The organism is Neobacillus niacini (assembly GCF_023715415.1).
In the GTDB taxonomy this organism is placed as follows: Bacteria; Bacillota; Bacilli; order Bacillales; family Cytobacillaceae; genus Neobacillus; species Neobacillus niacini_C.
Map to the genome: position 1 here is coordinate 1 of NZ_JAMBOB010000003.1, position 22,750 is coordinate 22,750.

Annotated in this window: 32 protein-coding genes; 21 read left to right on the top strand and 11 right to left on the bottom strand. The window is 37.1% G+C overall.

Annotated features, from left to right (window positions below; translation table 11 throughout):
- Positions 1 to 135: 135 nt before the first annotated feature.
- On the bottom strand, positions 136 to 681 hold the full coding sequence (locus tag M3189_RS06580) for a TetR/AcrR family transcriptional regulator (RefSeq protein WP_251633013.1): 546 nt from the start codon (positions 679 to 681) through the stop codon (positions 136 to 138).
- Between the two features lie 157 nt (positions 682 to 838).
- Here M3189_RS06580 and M3189_RS06585 point away from each other — a divergent pair, with 157 nt between their 5' ends.
- The 4 genes from M3189_RS06585 (at position 839) to M3189_RS06600 (ending at position 4,290) form a co-directional block, all read left to right on the top strand.
- Entirely contained in the window at positions 839 to 1,690 is an 852-nt protein-coding gene (locus M3189_RS06585; protein WP_251633015.1) for an aldo/keto reductase, read from the top strand.
- Positions 1,691 to 1,810: 120 nt separating this feature from the next.
- A complete protein-coding gene (locus M3189_RS06590; RefSeq protein WP_251633016.1) occupies positions 1,811 to 2,278 on the top strand; it encodes a nuclear transport factor 2 family protein in 468 nt (155 codons plus the stop codon).
- Positions 2,279 to 2,420: 142 nt separating this feature from the next.
- The gene (locus tag M3189_RS06595) at positions 2,421 to 3,869 is read left to right on the top strand and encodes an MDR family MFS transporter (protein WP_251633017.1); all 1,449 of its coding nucleotides are present in this window, start codon (positions 2,421 to 2,423) and stop codon (positions 3,867 to 3,869) included.
- Between the two features lie 22 nt (positions 3,870 to 3,891).
- Positions 3,892 to 4,290: a nuclear transport factor 2 family protein gene (locus M3189_RS06600; RefSeq protein WP_251633018.1), complete on the top strand. Its 399-nt coding sequence runs from the start codon at positions 3,892 to 3,894 to the stop codon at positions 4,288 to 4,290.
- Between the two features lie 91 nt (positions 4,291 to 4,381).
- On the opposite strand, the gene M3189_RS26885 is transcribed toward M3189_RS06600, so the two are convergent.
- Genes M3189_RS26885 through M3189_RS06610 form a run of 3 tightly spaced genes read right to left on the bottom strand, consistent with a single transcriptional unit; the run spans position 4,382 to position 5,107 of the window.
- Complete coding sequence (locus M3189_RS26885) at positions 4,382 to 4,513, bottom strand: hypothetical protein (protein WP_285889445.1); 132 nt, start codon at positions 4,511 to 4,513, stop codon at positions 4,382 to 4,384.
- The gene (locus M3189_RS06605) at positions 4,500 to 4,913 is read right to left on the bottom strand and encodes a cupin domain-containing protein (RefSeq protein WP_251633020.1); all 414 of its coding nucleotides are present in this window, start codon (positions 4,911 to 4,913) and stop codon (positions 4,500 to 4,502) included. Before M3189_RS06605 ends, M3189_RS26885 begins: the two co-directional genes overlap by 14 nt.
- Positions 4,914 to 4,939: 26 nt before the next feature.
- Complete coding sequence (locus M3189_RS06610; protein WP_251633022.1) at positions 4,940 to 5,107, bottom strand: hypothetical protein; 168 nt, start codon at positions 5,105 to 5,107, stop codon at positions 4,940 to 4,942.
- A gap of 27 nt (positions 5,108 to 5,134) precedes the next feature.
- Here M3189_RS06610 and M3189_RS06615 point away from each other — a divergent pair, with 27 nt between their 5' ends.
- Complete coding sequence (locus M3189_RS06615) at positions 5,135 to 5,284, top strand: TetR-like C-terminal domain-containing protein (protein WP_353057406.1); 150 nt, start codon at positions 5,135 to 5,137, stop codon at positions 5,282 to 5,284.
- A gap of 191 nt (positions 5,285 to 5,475) precedes the next feature.
- Positions 5,476 to 5,838 carry a group I truncated hemoglobin gene (locus tag M3189_RS06620; RefSeq protein ID WP_251633024.1) on the top strand — a complete coding sequence of 121 codons (363 nt, stop codon included), beginning with the start codon at positions 5,476 to 5,478 and terminating at the stop codon, positions 5,836 to 5,838.
- Positions 5,839 to 6,003: 165 nt separating this feature from the next.
- Here the strand turns inward: M3189_RS06620 and M3189_RS06625 are convergent, their stop codons facing one another.
- A complete protein-coding gene (locus M3189_RS06625; RefSeq protein WP_251633025.1) occupies positions 6,004 to 6,549 on the bottom strand; it encodes a TetR/AcrR family transcriptional regulator in 546 nt (181 codons plus the stop codon).
- A gap of 289 nt (positions 6,550 to 6,838) precedes the next feature.
- Here M3189_RS06625 and M3189_RS27295 point away from each other — a divergent pair, with 289 nt between their 5' ends.
- The 4 genes from M3189_RS27295 to M3189_RS06645 all read left to right on the top strand — a co-directional run bounded on the left by M3189_RS27295 (position 6,839) and on the right by M3189_RS06645 (position 9,008).
- Positions 6,839 to 7,018, top strand: coding sequence for an NAD(P)H-binding protein (locus M3189_RS27295; protein WP_251633028.1), 180 nt, complete (start codon positions 6,839 to 6,841; stop codon positions 7,016 to 7,018).
- An 8-nt stretch (positions 7,019 to 7,026) separates the two neighbouring features.
- Positions 7,027 to 7,356, top strand: a complete 330-nt coding sequence (locus M3189_RS27300; RefSeq protein ID WP_251633029.1) for an NAD(P)H-binding protein — start codon at positions 7,027 to 7,029, stop codon at positions 7,354 to 7,356.
- A gap of 98 nt (positions 7,357 to 7,454) precedes the next feature.
- Positions 7,455 to 7,934 (top strand): nuclear transport factor 2 family protein, encoded by a 480-nt coding sequence (locus tag M3189_RS06640; protein ID WP_251633031.1) that lies wholly within the window; start codon positions 7,455 to 7,457, stop codon positions 7,932 to 7,934.
- Positions 7,935 to 8,024: 90 nt separating this feature from the next.
- Positions 8,025 to 9,008, top strand: a complete 984-nt coding sequence (locus M3189_RS06645) for an aldo/keto reductase (protein WP_251633033.1) — start codon at positions 8,025 to 8,027, stop codon at positions 9,006 to 9,008.
- Positions 9,009 to 9,110: 102 nt separating this feature from the next.
- Here M3189_RS06645 and M3189_RS06650 read toward each other — a convergent pair whose 3' ends face one another.
- Complete coding sequence (locus M3189_RS06650; protein WP_251633035.1) at positions 9,111 to 9,533, bottom strand: SRPBCC family protein; 423 nt, start codon at positions 9,531 to 9,533, stop codon at positions 9,111 to 9,113.
- Positions 9,534 to 9,767: 234 nt separating this feature from the next.
- Here M3189_RS06650 and M3189_RS06655 point away from each other — a divergent pair, with 234 nt between their 5' ends.
- Positions 9,768 to 9,926, top strand: a complete 159-nt coding sequence (locus M3189_RS06655; protein ID WP_251633037.1) for a hypothetical protein — start codon at positions 9,768 to 9,770, stop codon at positions 9,924 to 9,926.
- 151 nt (positions 9,927 to 10,077) lie between these two features.
- Here the strand turns inward: M3189_RS06655 and M3189_RS06660 are convergent, their stop codons facing one another.
- On the bottom strand, positions 10,078 to 11,499 hold the full coding sequence (locus tag M3189_RS06660) for a Na+/H+ antiporter NhaC family protein (RefSeq protein ID WP_251633039.1): 1,422 nt from the start codon (positions 11,497 to 11,499) through the stop codon (positions 10,078 to 10,080).
- 171 nt (positions 11,500 to 11,670) lie between these two features.
- On the opposite strand from M3189_RS06660, the gene M3189_RS06665 reads away from it, so the two are divergent.
- The 5 genes from M3189_RS06665 (at position 11,671) to rarD (ending at position 15,691) form a co-directional block, all read left to right on the top strand.
- Entirely contained in the window at positions 11,671 to 12,108 is a 438-nt protein-coding gene (locus M3189_RS06665; protein ID WP_251633045.1) for a MarR family winged helix-turn-helix transcriptional regulator, read from the top strand.
- Positions 12,109 to 12,138: 30 nt separating this feature from the next.
- On the top strand, positions 12,139 to 12,900 hold the full coding sequence (locus tag M3189_RS06670) for a TerC family protein (RefSeq protein WP_251633046.1): 762 nt from the start codon (positions 12,139 to 12,141) through the stop codon (positions 12,898 to 12,900).
- A gap of 257 nt (positions 12,901 to 13,157) precedes the next feature.
- The gene (locus M3189_RS06675) at positions 13,158 to 13,667 is read left to right on the top strand and encodes an RNA polymerase sigma factor (protein WP_251633047.1); all 510 of its coding nucleotides are present in this window, start codon (positions 13,158 to 13,160) and stop codon (positions 13,665 to 13,667) included.
- The gene (locus tag M3189_RS06680; RefSeq protein WP_251633048.1) at positions 13,654 to 14,403 is read left to right on the top strand and encodes a hypothetical protein; all 750 of its coding nucleotides are present in this window, start codon (positions 13,654 to 13,656) and stop codon (positions 14,401 to 14,403) included. The genes M3189_RS06675 and M3189_RS06680 overlap by 14 nt, the downstream gene beginning before the upstream one ends.
- A 358-nt stretch (positions 14,404 to 14,761) precedes the next feature.
- Positions 14,762 to 15,691, top strand: coding sequence for an EamA family transporter RarD (gene rarD, locus M3189_RS06685; protein ID WP_251633049.1), 930 nt, complete (start codon positions 14,762 to 14,764; stop codon positions 15,689 to 15,691).
- A gap of 157 nt (positions 15,692 to 15,848) precedes the next feature.
- Here rarD and M3189_RS06690 read toward each other — a convergent pair whose 3' ends face one another.
- Positions 15,849 to 16,175, bottom strand: a complete 327-nt coding sequence (locus M3189_RS06690; protein ID WP_251633050.1) for a winged helix-turn-helix transcriptional regulator — start codon at positions 16,173 to 16,175, stop codon at positions 15,849 to 15,851.
- Between the two features lie 399 nt (positions 16,176 to 16,574).
- On the opposite strand from M3189_RS06690, the gene M3189_RS06700 reads away from it, so the two are divergent.
- A complete protein-coding gene (locus M3189_RS06700; RefSeq protein ID WP_251633051.1) occupies positions 16,575 to 17,636 on the top strand; it encodes an LLM class flavin-dependent oxidoreductase in 1,062 nt (353 codons plus the stop codon).
- A 24-nt stretch (positions 17,637 to 17,660) separates the two neighbouring features.
- Complete coding sequence (locus M3189_RS06705) at positions 17,661 to 18,293, top strand: NAD(P)-dependent oxidoreductase (protein WP_251633052.1); 633 nt, start codon at positions 17,661 to 17,663, stop codon at positions 18,291 to 18,293.
- 70 nt (positions 18,294 to 18,363) lie between these two features.
- On the opposite strand, the gene M3189_RS06710 is transcribed toward M3189_RS06705, so the two are convergent.
- Both M3189_RS06710 and M3189_RS06715 read right to left on the bottom strand, forming a co-directional pair.
- Positions 18,364 to 18,558 (bottom strand): hypothetical protein, encoded by a 195-nt coding sequence (locus M3189_RS06710; RefSeq protein WP_251633053.1) that lies wholly within the window; start codon positions 18,556 to 18,558, stop codon positions 18,364 to 18,366.
- Positions 18,559 to 18,661: 103 nt separating this feature from the next.
- Positions 18,662 to 18,985 carry a BC1872 family protein gene (locus tag M3189_RS06715; RefSeq protein WP_251633054.1) on the bottom strand — a complete coding sequence of 108 codons (324 nt, stop codon included), beginning with the start codon at positions 18,983 to 18,985 and terminating at the stop codon, positions 18,662 to 18,664.
- A gap of 254 nt (positions 18,986 to 19,239) precedes the next feature.
- On the opposite strand from M3189_RS06715, the gene M3189_RS06720 reads away from it, so the two are divergent.
- The 3 genes from M3189_RS06720 to M3189_RS06730 all read left to right on the top strand — a co-directional run bounded on the left by M3189_RS06720 (position 19,240) and on the right by M3189_RS06730 (position 21,885).
- Positions 19,240 to 20,142, top strand: coding sequence for an alpha/beta hydrolase (locus M3189_RS06720; RefSeq protein ID WP_251633055.1), 903 nt, complete (start codon positions 19,240 to 19,242; stop codon positions 20,140 to 20,142).
- 178 nt (positions 20,143 to 20,320) lie between these two features.
- Complete coding sequence (locus M3189_RS06725) at positions 20,321 to 20,803, top strand: polyhydroxyalkanoate biosynthesis repressor PhaR (protein WP_251633056.1); 483 nt, start codon at positions 20,321 to 20,323, stop codon at positions 20,801 to 20,803.
- Between the two features lie 20 nt (positions 20,804 to 20,823).
- Positions 20,824 to 21,885, top strand: coding sequence for an alpha/beta fold hydrolase (locus M3189_RS06730; RefSeq protein WP_251633057.1), 1,062 nt, complete (start codon positions 20,824 to 20,826; stop codon positions 21,883 to 21,885).
- Positions 21,886 to 21,968: 83 nt separating this feature from the next.
- Here M3189_RS06730 and M3189_RS06735 read toward each other — a convergent pair whose 3' ends face one another.
- Positions 21,969 to 22,661, bottom strand: coding sequence for a diphthine--ammonia ligase (locus tag M3189_RS06735; protein ID WP_251633058.1), 693 nt, complete (start codon positions 22,659 to 22,661; stop codon positions 21,969 to 21,971).
- Positions 22,662 to 22,750: the final 89 nt, after the last annotated feature.

Consider the following 22,750-nt stretch of genomic DNA (forward strand, 5'->3'; position numbering starts at 1 on the left):
TCTTGCATCTTAAACTTCATATTAGGTTCCTCCTTAGGGTTTGAGTTAGAGTGGTGTCTAGACTCATATCTTACTGAGGAGCCTTTTTATTTTCAAAGGTGAAAATTAACCATCTACAGGAATTCTAACGATTAATTATAATATTCTCTCTACTAATTCTCCCAACTGTTCTGCCATAACACGAGGAGGGTGAGGCATTCCTTCCTTCAGCCACCATTCCACTATTTCAACGTAAGCTGCTGCAACAAATTGAAGAATGATATCTTTATGTAATCCTTTATTTTTCCCTTCGGTGACATTGACTTCAGTTTTTAACAACTCAACGGATAATTCAAGGTATTGAGCACGAAAATGTGGCGCACCTCCACCGACCATCATCGTAGAAAAGAATAAATAATTGATCTCGAAATATTCGAAAAATGCCTGTCCCGCAGATATAATGTCCGTTTCTAATAATGATTCAAACATATTTCGTAGATGGATAATATGTTCCTCTATCATTTTATCCAAAAGATCAAATTTATCTAAGTAATGAAGATAAACAGTCCTTCTATTAACATTTGCCCGGTCGGAAATATCCTGTATGGTCATTTTATCAAAACCTTTTTCATTCAGTAGTTCAATAAATGCTTTTTTAATCGCTTCTTGTGATTTAAGAATTCTTCTATCCACTTTTGTCATATGCCTGACCTCCAAAAATTCACAATTTCTTTTAATGTGTGTATTAATGCACGAAACGCATGAAATTGGTTATAGGGTTCATTCTATTTTTATTATATATTATACACAGATGAGTATTAAACCATCAATATGAATTAAATAAATTGGAGGGTTTAACATGCAAAAAGTGATTTTAAACAATAGTGTTGAGATGCCGATACTTGGATTTGGTGTTTTCCAAATTAATGATGCAAAAGAATGTGAACAATGCGTCTACGACGCTCTAATGGAAGGCTATCGCCTGATTGATACAGCTGCTGCTTATCAAAATGAAGAAGCTGTCGGCAGAGCCATTAAACGAAGTGGTGTACCGAGAGAAGAGGTTTTTGTTACGACAAAACTCTGGATTCAGGATTCAGGCTATGAAAGTACCAAGAGGGCATTTGAAAAATCATTGCAAAGACTTCAACTTGATTATTTGGATTTGTATTTAATTCATCAGCCGTATGGTGATGTATATGGTTCCTGGCGTGCGATGGAGGAATTGTATCGAGAGGGAAAAATCAGGGCAATTGGAGTCAGCAACTTCCAAAACGACCGCCTGTTAGATTTAATGGTGCATAATGAAGTTGTTCCTGCTGTAAATCAGGTGGAAGTTCATCCTTTTTTTCAACAAACGGAAAGTGCTGAATTTATGAAAGAGAACAATGTCCAGATAGAATCTTGGGGACCTCTTGCCGAAGGCAAAAATAACATCTTCCAAGACGAAGTATTACTTTCGATTGCCAAAAAATACAACAAATCTGTAGCGCAAGTCATCTTGAGATGGTTGACACAAAGAGGAGTCGTTGCCATTCCAAAGTCTGTACGTAAAGAAAGAATCATCGAAAACTTTAAGATCTTTGATTTTGAATTAAGCCAAGAAGATATGAAGATGGTCGCTTCATTAGAAACGAAAAAAAGCTTATTCCATAAGGTTGGCGATGTTGAACGAGTAAAGATGCTAAACAACATTAAATTTAATATTTAATATGGCGCCAAACCGAGTATATCAATTGGCGCGAAATTTCTGACAACATAAATATTGAATAAGTAAAACGGTTGATTAGGGAAAAATAAATTGTCATGAAGAAAATTAGGAGGAAGAAAAATGACACAAAATAACAAATCATTGGAAGAAAGAATTAACGAATTAGAGAACGTAAGAGCTCTTAGAGAACTTGTCGATAATTTTTCCATACTGGCGGACAAAAAAGAAGTTTGGAAGCAAATAGAACTTTTTACTAAAGATGCCACTGTGGATTCCTATGTAAACGGTGATTTAACTTCAAGTTTCAAAGGGACACAAGAAATAGGAAATGCTTTTGAAGGTTTCTTAGCAAATTTTGAAACGGTTTATCATAGCAATGGTCAACATGTGGTGTCGATAAACGGAAATAAAGCTGAAGGAACTCTCTATTGTCGTGTAGACCTTATTACTAATGAAAATGGAAAAAAGATAAATAATGCATCGGCAGTTTCCTATAAAGATGAGTACGTTTATGAAAACGGAAAATGGTTGATCGCTAAAAGAACATCAAATTTTGTGTGGAATGATAGAAGAGAATTAAATCAGTAATTTTATAATGAAAGGAAATTTGCAATTCTAGATAATTAATGGGGAAGAATGAACCCCAGACAAAAGATGGGTTAGCCATGCCAATGTGTTGACCCATCTTTTCTTTCTAGGTCTAGAGTAGAAAAATCTAAGGGAGATTGAGATGGAAAAAAATAAACAATACAATACGCGTGGAATTATGGCATCTTTGCTCATTTGCGGCTTCGTCGGTATACTCAGCGAAAATGCCCTCAATATTGCACTCAGTAATTTAATGGAGGTTTTCCAAATTTCGGCTGCAACCGCACAGTGGTTGACGACGGGATTTTTGCTCACTCTAGGAATTTTGAGTCCGATAAGCGGTTTGTTACTGCAGAGGTTTACGACTAGACAGTTATTTATCGGCGCACTCTCAAGCTCAATCGTCGGTACATTGATTGCCGCCATTGGGTTGAATTTCGAGATGTTGATGGTGGCAAGAGTTCTACAGGCAATCGGTATAGGGTTGTTGATGCCTCTTATTTTCAATACAGTTCTCGTTGTGTATCCGCAGGAAAAGCGTGGTGCGGCGATGGGGTCAGTCGGACTTGTCTATATGTTCGCTCCAGCACTCGGTCCGACCGTGGCAGGTGTAATCATACAATATTTATCATGGCATTATATCTTCTGGATCTCGCTGCCGTTTTTGATTATCGGGTTGTTGGTAGGTCTGAAGTATGTGGAAAATGTCACCGAAGTTACAAAGATACGTATCGATCCTCTGTCCGTCATGTTTTCAACGATTGGATTCGGAGGAATCGTTTTTGGTTTCAGTCATGCGGGTGAAGGCTCTGTAGGCTGGACAGGTCCAGTTGTGATGTCATCAATTATCGTTGGGTTAGTTGCAATCGTACTATTCATACTACGTCAAATTTTTATGAAACAACCATTGTTGAATCTACGTGTCTTTAAGTATCCAATGTACATTGTTGGGGTCATTTTGGTTGTAATGTGCATGATGATATTTATGTCTACCATGATTATTCTGCCAATGTATTTGCTAAATCAAAACGGTTTGGACCTTTCTACATTGGTCGCTGGGCTCATGTTGTTGCCGGGTAGTGCGTTGAACGGAATCCTATCGCCGCGCATGGGAAGCTGGTATGACAAATATGGTCCGAAGTGGCTTGTGATTCCAGGAATCGTTATCATGGCGGTCATGTTATGGCTTTTCTCCAGTATTTCCACCGCTTCTACATTGACTTTGATCGTAGTGTTGCATGTCGGGCTCATGATTGGCTCAGCCATGGTGCTTATGCCCGCTCAAACCAATGGCTTAAACCAATTGCCGCCTGAGTTATACCCGCACGGTACAGCTGTTATGAGCACTGTGCAGCAGGTGGCGGGTGCAATCGGTACGGCATTCTCAATTAGTATCCTTACGAGCGGTATGAATCATTACTTGCAGGACTCCACTGCGCCGACTCTACCGACCGAATTGGCAAAAGCGATGACGTTCGGGTCACATAACGTGTTCTTGTTCACGATGATTATAGCATTGGGTGGATTGGTCACAGCATTCTTCATACGCCGTGCGGGAGTAAATCAAGTAGAGATGCCTTCTACGAATTGATGTTTAGATGGGATGAATGTATATGAAAAAGGAGGTTGCAAGTACAAATATGATAAAAGATAAACAACAAATCCTAGCAGTTTATGAACGGATTAATGATGCAATTGTTAATAAAGATGCTAGAACATTAGATACCATCTTTGAAGACAATCATAAATTTGTACACATGAGCGGCTATCAACAAAGTAAGCAAGAATGGCTGGAACAAATAGAAAATGAAAAAATGAGATACTTTAAAACCATACCTCAAAAGACAACCATCACGATTAACGGTCATACAGCTATTCTCATATGTGATACAAAAATTGATGCTAGAATTTATGGCACCAGAAACACTTGGAGTATGAGAGTTAAAATGTATTTTGAGAAACGTGGAGACAATTGGTATCCAGTAAATGCTTCGGAATCAAAAAGTAATTAACTGACCGAAAGGTTGTTTTAGAGATGACTAATGTTTTAATTCTTGGAGCAAACGGGTCAATAGCTCGTGAGAGATGACAGTTATTCAAATCTTATAGTTTTGCATGAAGTCGTTCACCATCTCGTACATCCTCACTTTCATTTGTATCTTTTTTTTCGTAAAAAATTAACGCATCAAATCCATAAATTCGATGCGTTTGTTTTTTACAATTATTTAGTTGCATTTTCGTATACTTCGTCTGAAACAGGTTCTAACCATTCTGGTGTACCTGAAGTGATTGCAATATGTTCAAACCAGCTGTCTTTTGCGGCACCATGCCAGTGTTTCACACCATCGTGAGTGACAATAACATCGCCAGCTTTTAAGAATTGAGCAGGTTTTCCTTCTTCTTGGTACCAACCTTCTCCACCAGTTACTAATAAAATTTGAAATCCATCACGATGGATATGCCAGTTATTTCGGCATCCTGGTTCAAAAGTCACATTCCCAACGCCAACACTCACTTTAGGATCAGCAACTAAAGATTTAAGATAACTTTGTCCTACAAAAAATTGTGCATAAGCTTCATTTTTCTCGCCAACTGGGAAAATTACGCCATTTTTTACTTCTTCATGTTTTGTCATTTTAATTCCTCCAATAAACTTTAGTATTAACCAACTTGAACAGTTGGACGAATGATTATCTCATTAATGGCTACATCAGAAGGTTGCTCAATGGCAAATGCGATGGCACGAGCAACGCTGTTTGCATCAATCGCAATTTTATAAAATTCATCTAATCCTGCTTTCAGCGTTGGGTCTGTTGTCGTTTCTAGCAATTCACTGAAGTATATGTAACCCAAGGGATAAATCAAGGATTAAGTAAGGATTTAATTCTTAAATTTTTTGGAGCTGCCATCGTAGAGACAGTAATAGCGTGGATCACTAACGGATTATCAGAACCCTCGAAAGTTGTGGCAGAACAAATAGGGATTTTATTGGATAGGAATTTATAGTTAGAGAATAGTTCTACAAATATGAAAAAGCAAAAATGAAGAAAATGTTAATTAAAGCTGGAATAAGGGATTAGTTTCTTGTACTGGGAAAAAGTGTACTAAAAGGATCGTAAAGGTTTTAAATAATTAAAGAATAAAAAGATCTTTCGGTAGAAAAATACTTCTATTAAATTCTATTTAGGAGTGTACATATGGAACAAAACCTTTATGAAAAAGTTGGTGGAGAAGAAGCTATTACAAAAGTGGTGGACTATTTTTACTCCGAGTTGGTCCTTAAGGATGATACAGTTAATCATTTTTTTAAAGAAACGGATATGGAAAAACAACGAAGTCATCAGTCAAAATTTATTAGTTTTGCATTAGGCGGTCCAAATCAATATTCTGGACAATCTATGGAAAAAGCCCACGAAGGGATGAATCTTCAACCAGTTCATTTTAATGCAATTGAAAAACATCTTCACGACGCACTTGCTCACTTTGGAGTAAATGAAACAGATATAGATACAGCATTAACTAAAGTGGCATCTCTTAGAGACGACATATTGTATAAATAACTCTAGTTCTGCTTAGGAATATTAGAAGAGAAGATCGTGCTGCCAATATGGTGGCATTTTCTTTTGGAATTCTTTCACGCTTTAGTTGTCTGCCTATCGTATATTTTTTGTTTACAATAACTAACTCCGAGTATTGTCACTACTTTACGTTGTAATTTGATCTAACTATACAATCCGCTCAATTAATATCCCGACTTGCTCCGCCATAAATTTAGGTGGATAAGGCATTCCATTTGTGAACCACCATTCCACGATTTCTACATAAGCCCCTGCGATAAATCGAAGAATGAGCTCTTCATTTATTCCGTGATTTTTTCCTTCATTTATATTTACTTCACCTTTTAACCCGTCCATCACAAACTCAAGGAACTGCCTACGGAAAGAAGGAGCTCCTTTACTGGTTAACATAGTTGAAAAGAATAAATAATTATGTTCAAAGTATTCAAACCAAATCAAATTCCCGTCTATAAAATCCATATCAGATGATGATTCGGCCAATTCTCTTAGTAAGTTGATATGTTCTTTAATGAGTTTATCTAGCAAATCAAATTTATCCATGTAATGAAGATAGATGGTTCTTCGGCTAACATTTGCTCGATCGGAAATTTCTTGTAGCGTAATCTGATCAAAATTTTTTTCAGACATCAGTTCAATAACAGCTTTTTTTATCGCTTCTTGTGATTTTAGTATTCTTCTATCCACTTTAGACATTGAGAGAGTCACCAACTTTTTTAATAATAATTACACAATTATTGTTGATTCGTGCACTAATTCACGAATCGAGGATATTTGGAAATTGTAGACTTAATGTTTCTGTTTATAATTATATACAGATGTCACATAATTCATCAGTGCGAATTATTAAAGCATCAATTTAGGAAGATGGGTAAAATAATTTGTTATTTTTATTACTCAAAAACGCCCTATCATTTTGCTTGGGAATTCTCAAAGCAATAAAAAATATGAAGGACAACAAAAGAATGAAAGGAAGTTATTGAATATGACTAATGTATTAATCCTTGGAGCAAGCGGATCACTTGCTCGTGTAGCTTTTGATATGTTCCTTAAAGAAACCGATACACAGTTGACGCTTTATTTGCGAAACTCACGTAGACTAGGAAACCTTGATTCAAATCGTGTCAGAGTAGTCGAAGGCGATGTTATGGATTTTGAAAACTAAAAGAAACTATGATTGGACAGGATGTTGTGTATGCCAATTTTGCTGGTAATCTAGAACAAATGTCAAAGACTATTGTGGAGGCAATGGAGGCTACTGGCCTTAGACGTCTGATTTGGATAAGCTCAATGGGCATTTATGATGAAGTCCCTGGAGAAAGCCATGGTAGTATTTTAAATCCCTACCGAAAATCGGCTGCGGTCATTGAAGCCTCGAACCTTGACTATACGATTTTGAGACCAGGATGGTTTACTAATATAGATGAAGTTGACTATGAAATAACTCATAAAGGTGAACCATTTAAAGGGCTGAAGTATCACGAAAGAGCATTGCAGATTTGATTGTTAAATTGACTGTAACACCGGAATTGGAAGTTCGTCGCAGTTTGGGTGTAAACAAGCCCTAATAAGAAAGGTATAGATAGCGCTTAAGTTAGAAAATGTACTTTTTACAGAGATTCAAAGTTGTCTTCGGGGGCTACAATGTTCTCTCAATTATTCAAACGAAAATAACACTTCGGGATACTTTTGAGGAGGTTGCAAGTGAAAAAATGAGTGAAGATAAACAAAAAGTCCTAGCAGTTTATCAACGAATTGATGATGCAATGGTTAAAAAAGACACTGAAACATTAGAAAACATCCTTGATAACAATTATGTGTTAGTACACATTACTGGTTATCATCAAGGTAAGCAAGAATGGCTTGAACAAATAGAAAATGAAGAAATGAAATACTTCAAAACCATGCCTCAAAAAACAACAATCACAATAGATGAGACAACAGCAATTCTCATTTGTGATACTAGAATTGATGCTAGAATTTATGGTTTTAGAAACACTTGGTGTATGAAGATGGAAATGCATTTTGAGAAACGTGGAGACAATTGGTATCCAGTCAATGCAATAGCAACTAGTAATTAAATACAGAAATAATTAAAACAAAAGTAGTGCTACCTTTCTGGTTATAATAGGAAATGGGTATCAATATTTTGGAAAGTGAGGACAAATCATATGGAATATGTGAAACTTGGAAATACGGGTTTGGATGTATCTCGGCTTTGCCTTGGTTGTATGGGGTTTGGTGTAGCGGAACGATGGGTCCATCCATGGGTGATTGATGAAGAGAGCAGCCGTCCGATTATTAAAAAAGCCCTTGAGTTAGGAATTAATTTTTTTGACACAGCGAATGTATATGCAGACGGAACAAGCGAAGAAATTGTTGGACGAGCTCTGAAGGATTTTGCTAATCGGGATGAAATTGTCCTTGCAACGAAGGTTTATTTCCCTATGCATGAAGGTCCAAATGGTAAAGGGCTTTCCCGAAAGCATATTATGAGTGAAATTGACAAGAGTCTTAAACGACTGGGAACAGAATATGTTGATCTGTACCAAATTCACCGCTGGGATTATAACACTCCTATCGAAGAGACAATGGAAGCATTGCATGATGTTGTGAAGGCTGGAAAGGTAAGATACATTGGTGCGTCTGCTATGTTGGCATGGCAGTTCCTAAAAGCGAACCATGTTGCAGAAAAAAATGGGTGGACACGGTTTGTATCGATGCAAAATCACTTAAACCTTTTGTATCGTGAAGAGGAACGTGAAATGCTGCCGTTATGTAAGGAAGAAAATATTGGTGTGATTCCGTATAGCCCGCTTGCGTCTGGAAGACTAACACGAGATTGGTCGGAAGCAACGTATCGCTCTGAAACTGACCAAGTTCAGAGGTCTAAATATGATGCTACTGCTGATACGGACAGATTGATTGCAAAACAGGTTGCTACTATTGCTGAAAAACGTGGCGTACCTCGCGCCCAAATAGCACTTGCTTGGTTGCTGCAAAAGCAACCGGTAACAGCACCTATTATAGGAGCTACAAAAATATCACATCTTGAAGATGCCGTACCAGCACTTTCAATTAAGTTAACACCTGAAGAAGTTACATCACTAGAGGAACCATACGTACCGCACCCAGTAGTTGGCCCTATAGTTTAAGACAATATGATCTATACAAATAGGTTGTGGAAAGACAAAAAAGGAACCGAGCGAATTAAGGAGTCATTACCTTTCATTTGCTCGGTTCTAATACATACCTTATTATTTTGAGTTATTAATGTATTTTTTAAAATTATCTAAAATGGCCTGCCAGCCGGCTTCTTGCATTTCAATAGGATTGGTGTTTTCAGCGTCAAAAGTTTCAATTACCTTTGTTTCATCTCCTTGAGGAATAAACTTGATTGTAACTGTTCTTCCATCCTCTAAGGTATAAGCAATACCCTCATTTAATCTAACATCATCATAAACCCCACCAAAATCGAATCCAAAACTGCCATCTTTAGCTTCCATTCTTGAAAGAAATTTCCCGCCAACTTGCAAATCATTCTCTGCAATTGGGGTGTGCCAGTCTTCTGAAGCCGAGTTCCATTTTGTAATATGAGTTGGCTCTGTCCAATATTCCCAGACCTTTTCTACTGGTGCTTGAACCGTTGTTTCTACAACTATTTTTTTTGATGTTTCCATTTTACTTCCCGCCTCTCTTAATACCATTAATTTTTAAGCGATTTGTCTACAAAGAAGTCTGATAATATTGTAATTGAATTTAGTTGATTGCGCTATTCTAGTATGTTCAAAATTACTGATTTTTTGCGTTGAATGAGGCAAGAATCTCAAAAAAATTCGTTGGAAATCTTGGGATATACCGAGGATTTTATTGTAAATAATAAGAGGGTTATACAAAACTTGAGGAGGACTAGGATGAAACCGGATCAACAAACTAAACAGAGGTTAGGTTCTATTATGAAACCAGAATTTGCAGGAACTGATCCACAAAAGGTAAAACAAGAAATTCAAAAAGATGTAAGCCTGGGACAAGGTGCAATGACTTCCCGAGAGGCAGGAGCTATGCAAGATTAAAAAATCCACGCTGAGTGGTATACTTTTGCTTTCAAAAAAATTATGACCTAAGAAAAGTTACCCGACTTTTCTTAGGTCGTTTATTATTTATCACAGATTTTTAGAAATTGAGTAATTTTGTGTAGATATCTTGAAAAAGTGTGTAGATATCTCAAATAAGGAAGGCCGCCGCTAAATAGAAAATGATTGAAATGATTCCTCCAATGACGGAAACCTTCAATTTATATCGCGCATACTCAACGATTGGCAAATCCATGATAGATGCGGTCGTAATGGTGGTATCTCCTAATGGTGAGGCCAATGCCCCAAAGGCTCCACTGGCAAATACAGCACCTATGGTTAATGGGATGGACGCACCGGTTGAAACCGCTAAACTTACGCCCAATGGCATAAATAATCCCCATGTTCCCCACGAGGAACCAATAAAATAGCCGACCACAGAACCGAGCAGGAAAATAGTGGCCGGAGTTAACCAGGCTGGTAAGAATGCACCTAAGGTTGAGCTAATAAAGGTAGAAAAACCCAAATCCTCTGCTGAAAGGGTTAATGACCAAATTAGCACGAGCAGGCTTATTGCCTCTATCATCTGATTCCCGCCATCATAGAAATGGTACAGAAGCTCACTAAGATGTTGACGTCTAAGTATATAAAAAATGAACGATAGAATTAGTGTAATAAAGACGGCTAAAAGCATGACAAAGGTAGCATCTGCGATAGAAAAGGCATCAAATACGGTTTTTGCTCCCTTACTCTTGCCATCCTGCCACAATAAAACCAATGATAATCCTAAAAGTAAAAAGACAGGTACAATCAAGTTCCACGGCTGAGCTTTTACCATTGAAAGTTCCTTTTTTATGCCAATCCGGTGAAATTCATGCTCTTCTTCTTCCAGCTGCTCTTGAACACCCATTACATTAGAATCCCTCTTGCTACGATTCCAAAAGGTTTGGATTAATCCAATGATGAGCGTGGTAATGGCAAAAAAGTTAAACAAAATACTTAGTAAAAATACTTCATAGGGCGACATCCCAAAATCCAAATCCCGAATACTGCCTTCCACTAAAGACACCATGAAACCAACAAATGCAGTCGCAACTGGTAAAAGGACGATGACGGATTCAGTAGAGATGTCCATAGTTAGTCCAACTTTTTGTTTGGAGACATTCATTTTTTTCGCCAGGGATTTGACGACAGGTCCAATCATCATGATACGAAACATTGGCATCATAAAGGTAAAAGGGAGGGTAAGCCAGATTAAACCAAGCAGACCTCGTTCATTCTTTATCTTCGTCCCAACCCATTCGGAAAAACCTTTAATCCCTCCAGAAATGTTCATCATTCCCACCAGACCACCAAATAAGTAGAGAAATCCGATAATTTTAATATTCGTTTCATCCGAGAGGGTGGTGACCATATAGGAAACACTTTGAATCGTACCATCTACTATATCCGATGTGAATATTAAAGAACCAACCACAAGTCCAACGACTAGACCGGGTAAGATATTTTTTAACCAAATGGACATGGCAATTACAATAATAAAAGGCAAAAGAGAAAGCCAAGTATGTTCCAAAACATCTTCCTCCTTCTCGATATCGTCATTCTACATATTCATTTATTGTTACCATAAAATAACGAGTCATGTACTTTCTACTTTTTTGTTTGTTTTTGCAAAAAATAACACTATGATTTATAATGTATATAAATCATATACATTATAAATCATAGTTAATTGGAGGCGCACATGGATGTAGTTGATTTTAAAAATATCCTGTGGAATTACACAAGGAAGATTAATGAAAGAACGAATAATTTAATTATCAACTTATGTGAACATCATGGGATAACTACATTGCAAGGTAGAATACTATTAGAAATACAGCAGCACGGTTCTCATACGATTGGAAGCTTAGCCACCCGATTGCATATTGCCGGTACCAATATATCCACAATGTGCAAAAAGCTTGAAGGTAAAGGATTTATTGAGCGGGTAAGAGATGTAGCCGATGAGAGAGTGGTAAAGGTAGCTCTTTCTCAAAAGGGAATAAGGGTAGTAGAAGAGATCAATAAAGAATTAATTGAGAAAATATCGAATGCTATTGAAGGGGAAACAGACCAGTCGCTAAAGGATATTATTAATGGTCTTAAGAAATTGAATCATTTGTTGGGAAAAATGGACTGAGTAGTTTGAATAGTAAAGGGGAAATGAAAAATGTGGGAAGGAATTGTATCAACCTATGCGGCAATGTTAGATTGGCATATGTGGGCGGAAGTGTTAACTTCACCAAAAGCTTGGGGGTTAATCCTTTCTTTAGCCGTACTTGAATGTATATTATCCGCAGATAATGCGTTGGTATTGTCTGCATTTGTTAAGCCACTACCGAAAGAGCAGCAAAAGAAAGCCCTTGTATATGGGCTTTGGGGAGCTTATCTATTCCGTTTTATCTTCATCGGCTTAGGAACCTTTTTAATTAAACTGTGGTGGATCAAATTAATCGGGGCACTTTACTTGTTGTGGCTTGCAGTTAAATTCTTTAAAGACAAGCTACTTCACAAGGAATCAGGAGAAGGCGAAGGACAAGTTCAACCAAAAGGCTGGTTAGTGAAAACATTTGGTTTCTTCTGGGCAACGGTTATCTCAGTAGAGCTTATGGACTTAGCCTTTTCAGTGGATAGTATCTTAACAGCACTCGCTGTATCTGAAGAAGTATGGGTCATCTTGCTTGGCGGGATGATTGGGATACTTCTCATGAGGGGTGTGGCAACATTCTTCATCGCCTTAATGGATAGGGTACCTGAACTTGAAACTACAGCCTACATTTTGATTACCTTTATTGCATTTAAAATGGGTTTAACGCTAGTGGATATTCACATTGCAAACGAAATTTTTATTGGTTTCTTGGTTTTATCATTTGTTGTGACATTCATTATCCACTATATTCGCAAATCGAGAGCAGAAAAATACTCACATTAAAGATAAAGTGTCAACGTAAAAATGCTGAAGCTAATTTTTACGAGAAAAAACATATGAAATGTTCTCTAAGGGTTACTTATAAAGAATTATTGAACGGAGCTTGAGAATTTCAAGCTCTTTTTTTTGCTTCTAAAGAGGGCGTTCGTATTGGTGTGAAAAATCTTTAATAATATTTGTAAAAAGTGACATAAATGTTCCACTGATTCGACTAATTTATGAGTATAAAAAATTGGAGGAAAAATGGAGTTGACCAGCGGATGAATAGCAACATAATTTCGGAGTGGTATTACTTGTACAACAAAGATATATACCATTTTTTAGTTTATTACATCGGGTCAAGTGATGTAGAAGATCTGGTGCAGGAAGTTTTTATCCGAGCTATTAAAAGCTTTGATACTTATCAGCATAGAGCAAGCCCTAAAACCTGGCTTATTTCAATTGCACGTCATGTGGGGATTGATGAAATGAGAAAAAGGAAGCGCATAAGGATGAAACAAATGATTTGGTTCCGGGATGAGCAAAGTGATAAGGAGACACCGGAGAAGATTCTCCAACTCAATGAAAATAACGAAATGCTTTATCAGGCAATACAATCACTAAAAGCAAATTATCGAGATGTGATTATCCTTAGAGGCATTAAAGAACTCTCTGTATCTGAAACAGCCTCCATACTAAATTGGAATGAAAATAAGGTTCGATCTACCTATCATCGTGCGTTAAAGTCACTTCAAAAAAGTACAGGAGGATTTTCTCATGAAAAAGAATGAGAGGTTTTATGATTTAGAGAAAAGAATTCGATCATTTCCAGAACCTGATAACGATAAAAAGTTTACGAAAGAAACCCAAGATATCATCCACGAAAATCTAATGAAATTTGCAAGTTCATACGATAAGAAGAAAAAGAGAATTGTAATATTGAAAAAGATTTCATTAGGTTTATCAGGTATTGCTGCATTGGTGTTATTTGCTATCCTTACGATTCCGATAGTAGGTCTCGATTCAAATCAACAAGGGCAACAAGGTAAAGGAGAAACTACAGTTGATAATAACAATGATAAAGAGGACATAGATCAAAATGAAACGGTAGAAAACCTTTATGAAAATGCAGAATATGGGTTTACCTTTACGTTACCAAAAAGTTGGGAGGGCTATCAGATTGTATTGGATTCCTGGGATGGTATAGCTACAGATCAACAACAAATGGAAAGTGGTCCAATCCTATCAATAAGACATCCTGAATGGAAGGAAGCTAAACCAAGACAAGATATTCCGATTATGATTTTTACTCTTGAACAATGGTCCTCACTTGAAAAGGGGGAATTTCATATTGGTGCTGCACCCGTTGGTCCAACAATGCTCGGTCAAAATAACGAATATGTTTTCGCACTTCCAGCTAGATATAACTTTGCTTTTTTAGAGGGGTATGAAGAAGTAGAAACAATTTTAGAAAACAATCCACTTCAACCGAGGGATGTAGTGAAAGATACATCCAAAAAGGATTAATGAATAAATCAAGGAAATTCAAACAAATAAATGGTAAAAAAGAATTCACCAAACTAAAGTAAAGGGGCGTTCCTACATAAAGCAGGAACGCTCTTTTGATTAAAAGGGGAAATATTGAATTAACAATCCAATTACAGCTTTTATTTATTGTACAAATTATTTATTTAATGGTAAAAAACATACTTATAAAGTTTTACATGAAGATACTTCCTGTTAATGAGTCATTTGTAATAGTAAATTTACAGTAATTGAGAAGTGTATATTCCTGGCTTAAAAAGAATAGTGTGATATAATTACATGTGTTTTTTAGAGAGTGTTTACAAACTACGATGATACAGAAACTAGGTGAAAAAAAGGAATGGAACGTGAAAATACAAAAGGGATTTACTATACTGCAGGAGCGTATATATTTTGGGGCGTTTTACCGATCTATTGGAAATTTATAGACCAAGTTGCGGCGCTTGAAATTTTAGCGCATCGAGTCGTTTGGTCATTTATCTTTGTCCTACTCATAGTAGGCATTATGAAGCGAAAGCTATTAAAAAACTTTTTTCAAGTTCAAATGAAACAGAAAAAAACATGGCTTGGACTTTTCCTTGCTTCTCTATTAATTAGTATTAACTGGTTTGTTTATATATTTGCTGTGAATACGAACCATATAGTGGAGGCAAGTTTAGGCTACTTTATTAATCCTCTTGTCGCCGTACTGTTAGGGGTTTTTGTATTAGGTGAGAAGATGAATAGGTGGCAGGCAGTCTCATTTTTGGTGGCCGGGATCGGTGTAGTCTATATGACGCTATCGCTTGGGACTTTCCCTTGGATTGCGCTGATATTAGCCTTATCCTTTGGTTTTTATGGATTGTCAAAAAAACTAATAAAAGTAGATTCAATTTTAGGATTGCTGCTGGAAACTTTATTTATTGTACCGTTTGCTTTATTGTTTTTAGCCTATTTAGGTGTAAATGGTCAGCATAGCTTTGCAACGGGCTCTCTTAAAAATGATTTATTTTTACTAGGCTCAGGTATCGCCACAGCATTGCCGCTTCTTTGGTTTGGTATAGGGGCACAAAAGATTCCACTTTACCTAGTGGGCTTCTTACAATATATTGCACCAACTATTAGTTTACTGCTTGGAGTACTTATTTACGGAGAGTCGTTTACGAAGGACCATGCTGTTACTTTTTCATTCATCTGGTTCGCTTTAGTAATCTTCAGCATTTCTAATATTCGTCAGATGATAAAGAAAAGAAAAATTTCAGCAGTAGTCACTAATGCAAAGAGCGTTTAGGATACGAAACAGTATAAATGGAAATGTCAAAATTGAACAATCAGAAGTATATATAGCTATTTATAGTTAGTATAAGCGCAAATTTCACAACAGAAAAATGAGTAGGGACATCCGTCCTTACTCATTTTTTTTACTTAAACTCTGTTTGGGTAAATTATTAGGAAAGCTCAGTTTCCGGTGTTACCCAAAGCTGAGACCAGCTTTCTATTTCTCGTAAGATGGGTTCAAGTGAATATCCTTTTTTCGTTAATGAGTACTCAATAATCACTGGTGTTTCAGGTATAACGTCACGTTTAACGACTCCTTGATGTTCTAAATCCTTTAAACGATCGGATAATACTTTACCACTTATGCCAATAGCGGACTGAATTTCAGTAAACCGTTGTGAACCTGATAATAGCTGATAAATAACTAATGCGGTCCACCTTTGACTGAGTAGTGATATGGCTTTTTCAAATTTTGGACATATAGTAGGTTGTTTCATACTACATTACACCTCTCTTATTTTTAGTATACCACAAAATATTATTTGTTAACAAAAGTAAAACTAGTTACTTGACAATATATAATAACATTAATATACTTACTTACATAAAGTAACTATCTATACAATTGAACATAAACATTATTTCTATCCGCCGGAAAGTACCACCACCATTTTGGGCTCAATACATGGAATGGGGTAGGGGCACCAAGACCTTCCATAAATAGTGTAGGTATAGAATCTTTTACACTCATTTTGCCTAATGAAGAAGCCCGAATTCAAATAGTTTCTAATTTGAAAAAGATTGGTGCCGATGTGGTTGACTTAAATATACTTTTATTACTCATGACCCATCTGGAAACAAAGTCGAGTTAGCAGTTTAGATTAGGAGGAATCCCATTGGCTACTAGTAATCATAACGGCATTGAAATAGGAATTTATACACTTGCTGATATCGGTCCCGATCCCTTGACGAACAAAACGATAACCCCCAAACAACGAATGGAGGAAATGATTCAAGCGGCAATGCTTGCGGATGAAGCTGGTTTAGATGTTTTTGGGGTAGGGGAACATCATCGGTTGGATTATGCTTCCTCCTCACCTGCAGTCATTTTAGCTGTTGTTGCACAAGCAACAAAACACATTAAACTAACTAGTACTACGAGTGTGTTAAGTACGCTTGACCCAGTTCGGTTATTCGAGGATTTTGCCACATTGGATTTGCTTTCAGATGGTCGTGCAGAAATCTTGGCTGGCCGAGGAGCATTTATAGAGTCTTTCCCGCTGTTTGGATACAGTACCAACGACTATGATGAGCTTTTTACTGAACATATGGAATTGCTATTGCAACTAAATAAAAATGAAAGAGTCACTTGGTCGGGAAATTTTCGTTCCCCCTTAAGGAATGCAGAAATATCACCACGCCCTATACAAGAGCAAATACCGATTTGGATTGGTGTTGGCGGGACACCTGATAGTGCCGTCCGTGCTGGGAAATTTGGGGTTGGAATGGCGCTTGCCATTTTAGGCGGGGATCCATTGCGTTTCAAACCACTTGTAGATCTTTACCGGAAGGCGGGAATGGAAGCAGGTCATTCAAATGATGTTTTAAAAGTAGGTGTAACAGGCCATGCTTTCATTGCTGAAACTGCGCAGCAAGCCAAAGACGAGTTCTTTCCGTATTATTCAAACTATTGGTCCTATGTCAATCGCCAAAGAGGAATGGGATCAAGGATGTCAAGGGTTGACTTTGAGCATATGGCAAGTCCTAATACTGCCTTGTTCGTAGGAAGTCCCCAGCAAATTGTCGAAAAGATTCTTCACCAGCATGAGCTTTTTGGCCATAATCGTTTTCTAGCGCAAGTGGATATAGGCGGGTTACCTTTTAATAAAGTAGCCAAAAACATTGAATTATTGGCAACTGAGGTTGTTCCATCGATAAAAAAGGCAACAAGCTACTAAATTATTTAATTGGAGGAAATCATTATGAACATCGCAGTTATTGGAGCAAGTGGAAAAGCAGGTAACCTGATATTGAAAGAAGCATTAAATCGGGGATACAACGTTACAGCTATCGTAAGAGATGCATCTAAAATTCAAGATAAAGATGTTGCAGTGATGGAGAAAAATGTATTCGATTTAACATCTGATGATTTAAAAGCATTTGATGTTGTTATTAATGCCTTTGGAGCGCCGCTTGGAGAAGAACAAGCACATGTGGATGCGGGTCACGCTTTAATTGAGGCGTTAAAAGGAACACGTACAAGATTAATGGTTGTCGGTGGAGCAGGAAGTCTTTTTGTCGACGTGAACAAAACAGTAAGAGTAATTGATACTCCTGAATTTCCCGATTTCGTTAAACCAACGGCTAAAGGACAAGGAAGGAACTTGCAAGAATTACAGGATACAACTGACTTAACATGGACATTTGTAAGTCCTTCAGCTATATTTGATGCGGAAGGACTTAGAACAGGATCTTATCAGTCAGGGAAAGATCACCTTCTTGTTAATTCCAAAGGGGTAAGTTATATCAGCTATGCGGATTTTGCCATTGCATTAATCGATGAAGTTGAAAATCCTAAGCATCTTAATGAAAGATTTACAGTTGTTGGTGAATAATAAAGTGATTGGGAATAGAAATTAAATTTACCTATGTATAGAGTCCTAAGACTTTCATGTCTTTGGACTCTTATTTTTTACCTTCATCATCGGGGTCCATTTGATCCCAGCGAGGTTTTCCTTCACGTTCAAGTTGGTCATTCAGCGCTTGCCACGATTTTTCAATTTCTCGTTCAAGTTCTATTCTGGAATAAATTCTGGAATAAATCAAATCAAATATAATAGTAGCTACTAAACTTCCAATAATTGCCCATATATACATCATAGTAGTATTCTCCTAGGAATTAATATCTACTAGATTTTAACATATTTTTAGGCATTAGTCTGATGTTTAATAAATATGGTTGAATTTTACATTCATGCTAAGACTAGCACAATGTACTCCAGATTCTAGTGGTGTTGGCGACGGAGTGTTGTTCAATGATGGAATAGGCTGCATTGGTGATGGCTTGTGCTAATGTTTCACCTTTCGCACGGATGTTATTGAAGCTAACTTCAGATTCTCCAGCTGTTGAAAAAGTAAATCCGAATTCCTCTAGTCTTTTAACAATTAGCATGGCATGTTCAAGGTTTTGCTCAGGTTGAAATTCATAATCATGAATGAAAATGCCCTTTTCATAATCAAACCAGCGATCCCATCTGTTTAATTTCCAACCTAAAATTCTACGTGCGATTGAATCCGTTTTGTTCATTTTCACTACCCCAATCCTCAATGTTATATAACAGTTATTTTATTATTAATTATTATATAACACGATGAATAAAACGACCACAATTTTTTAAAAAATTTTTAGATAATTTTTTCTATGAGTTACCTGCTTTTTACGAAAAATTGTCAAAAGTAACCAATCGCTTGAAATCATTTTTTGGTAAAATTAGTTTAAGGGAAACGTAATATATTTTTTCACTCAATCGTTATTCATGCTTGTGAGGGAGGGGTTTGTTTTTGCCAAGTGTAAGCAGTTATTTTATTAAAAAGGGTATTAAAGCAGGTGCAAAAAAACTAAAATTGGAAGAAAAGAAAATTGAGGAAAGTAGACAGATAATTGATTCGTTTGCACGGAAATTCTCCAAGTTGCCGAAGAATTGTAAAGTTGAAAAAACTCAAATTGAAGGAATTTACGCTGAGTGGATTTTAAATAATCAAACAAAAGAAGATAAGGTGATTCTATATTTGCACGGAGGTGGGTATGGTTATTGCTCAGCTGATACCCATCGAACATTGGCTGCAAGAATCATGATTGAATCAGGTGTAAAAATTCTTCTTCCTGAATATCGACTTGCACCTGAACACCCATTTCCTGCTGCAATTGAAGATACTCTCACTATCTATCGATGGCTTCTAAAGCAAGGGTATGAATCTTCAAATATCATTTTTGCGGGTGATTCAGCAGGAGGGGGCTTATCGGTAGCAACTACTTTGACGCTTAGAAATCAATCTGAAACACTACCTGCAGCCCTAGTATGTCTGTCTCCCTGGGTTGATTTAACAAGTTCGGGTGAAAGCTATAGGAAAAACAGCGATAAAGATCCATATTTAAGGTCTGATCTTGTACGATTAACTGCACAAGCATACGCAGCAGGTGAATCTCTTGATAATACATTGATTTCTCCCGTTTTTGCTGATCTAAGTGGGTTTCCACCAATGTTTATCCAGGTGGGAAGTATTGAAATTTTGTTGAGTGATGCCCAATTGCTAGCGGATAGTGCTCGTCAGGCAGGGGTGGAGGTACACCTAAATGTCTGGGAAGGCATGTGGCATGTATGGCAAATAAGCAACAGATTACCTGAAGCTAAAAAGGCAGTGAAAGAAATAGGTAACTTTGTAAGGCAGTTTTCTCTCTATTAAATCATTTTAAAATTGTTCTCAGAATCTTCGAATTGCCCTATTGTAAGTTACTATTATTCAATGTAAAATACAGGTAAATAGGAATGAATGAGTGTTCATTCATACGGGGAGGAATGATGAAAAAACAACTAGAAAGAGTGAGTTGAAGTAAACAATATAATAACAGAGGTGAGAGTGCATGACCGAAAATAATCCACTTAATTCAATTAAACAAGTAAGTGAAATGTGGGAAAAGGGTTTAAATGGATTACTATTTCAAACCCTTGATAACAACCCATTGATTCAAATAACAAAGGTTGGCATTGAGGCGAATTCTAGATATATAGAGATGTTGAAAAGAAATCGGCATTTAATGGCAAGTTATATGAATCTACCAACCAAAAATGATGTAGCCAATGCAGTCAAACAAACCGTCCAAGCAGAAGAAAAAATTGATATTCTGGAAGAGCAAATCTGGAATTTGCAAGATAGCTTTGCTCAAGCTACTGAGGAACAAAATAAAATGCTAGCTGAAATTATTGAATACACCAAACACCTCCATTTTGAATGGCAAAAAGCAACACAGGAGCTTACAAAATTATCTGAAATGCAGAATGAAATTGAGACAATGAAGAAGCTTTTGCAGATAAAAAAAGAAGAACCTGTTCTATCGGGAAAATAAGGGTGAAGGTGGAGTAAATGATGGCGGTTAAATCACTAGTAAGTATGCCTGTTCTCAATCTTGAAACTGAGAAGCAGCGGTGGAACACTATTTATAAAGTCTTGAGTGAACCAAAGCCTGATATTAAGTCTACATCAAGAAAAGCAGTCTGGAAAAAAAACAAATCCGTTTTGTGGTATCACCCTGCATCAGAGAAAAAGTTTAAAACCCCTTTGTTTTTAGTGTATTCTCTTTTAAATAAAGCGTATATTCTCGATATCTCTGAAGAAGGAAGTGTAGTGGGCAACCTTACAAAAATGGGGTACGATGTCTATTTGCTAGATTGGGGTTCTCCTGGCTTGGAAGACAAGGACCTCACTTTGGATAACTACCTTATTGACTATCTTGAAGTTGCGGTAAAGCGCGCCTTAAGACATTCAGGTGCAAAAGATATATCTTTGGTGGGTTATTGTATTGGTGGAATGCTTTCTGCCATGCTGACATCACTAACAGATTTGCCAATCAAAAATCTCGTTCTAGCAGCAGTTCCAATTGACTACAGCAACGCCATAGTCCCTAATAAATGGGTAAAAGCACTTCAAAACGGAACGCTCAATTTTGATCGGTTTGCAGATGCTTACGAAGTTATCCCATCAGAGTTTTTATATGCAATCTTTATGGCCCTACAAGGATTTAACATCGGACCAACCATTAACCTGGTTACCCGTGCTCACGACCAAAAGTATGTGGATAAGTGGCGAAATATGGATAAATGGATGAAAGATGCCGTTACATTTTCGGGTGCTGCATTTAAGCAAATGATGAATGAATTATATAAAGATAACAAGCTAGTAAAAGGTGAAATGGAGATTGGCGGTCAGAAGGTGGATTTAACCAAAATTAAATGCAGTACGTTGGTGATAACCTCCACAAGGGATGAATTAGTGTTAGAATCACAAAGTCTTCCAATCATGGATCTTATTTCAAGTGAAGATAAAACCTATCAGCATGTAGAGGCAGGGCATGTATCTCTTTGCTTAACCGGCCAGTTTGCCTTTGCGATTGACCCTTGGCTGTCGGCCCGTTCTAGGGAAGTAGATTAAATTAATATGGGGGTAAAGAAACCAAAGCCTGACCATTTATTTGAATGGATTAAGGCTTTGGTTTTGTAAAAGCCTACGAACAGTTAAAGACAATCCAGTTCCAAAGGCATAAAAGCATATTCCCCGTCTCTAATAATCTCACATTTCCGAACTGGAATAGGATGTTTAAAAATCGGTCCATCTAATACCGTGGTGTGAAACTCTCCACCTTCTCCGCAGGGGTCAATCCCGCGAGCTACAAGTTCTTTCACGTATTCATGGGTTAACGTCCGACCTAAATCGTCTTCTATCATACCAAGCGAGAGATTAACAGTAACAAGGATGGTTTCAAATTCTAGATTTATAAACTCTTCGACTGCTTCACGATGATTCATTTCCCATAAGGGCATCCCAAGCTTTAACCCAGCATTCTTCGTAACCTTATCATGCCAGCATCCATGTTCAGGCATATCTAGGTCTCCCGTTACTAGCACTTCGGCTCCTTGATTTTTAGCTTTTTCTAAAAGTTGCATAAATACTTTTTCATAATCTGTCCAGCTGGCTGCTGCAGTATATACAGGTAAACCTATAGAATTAGCCTGGGCTTGTATAAGCTCCGGAGGCATTCCGTGAGATCTGGAACGTTTCCCTTCTTCCTCCAGCATGACAATCAGCCCAACCGCTTCTCCAACCCTCATTGCTTTATATAAAGCTAAGACACTATCTTTCCCCCCGCTAAAAGAAGCTATAAATTTATGTCCATGAGCCCCATCTTTCCAATCCTTTGATTCTGTCATTCCTATCTATCCCCTTTATTTAAATGATTTTTAACAATGAGTTTCAAAGAGTTATTAGTTTAATTCTATCAAGAATGGACCTTACAGAG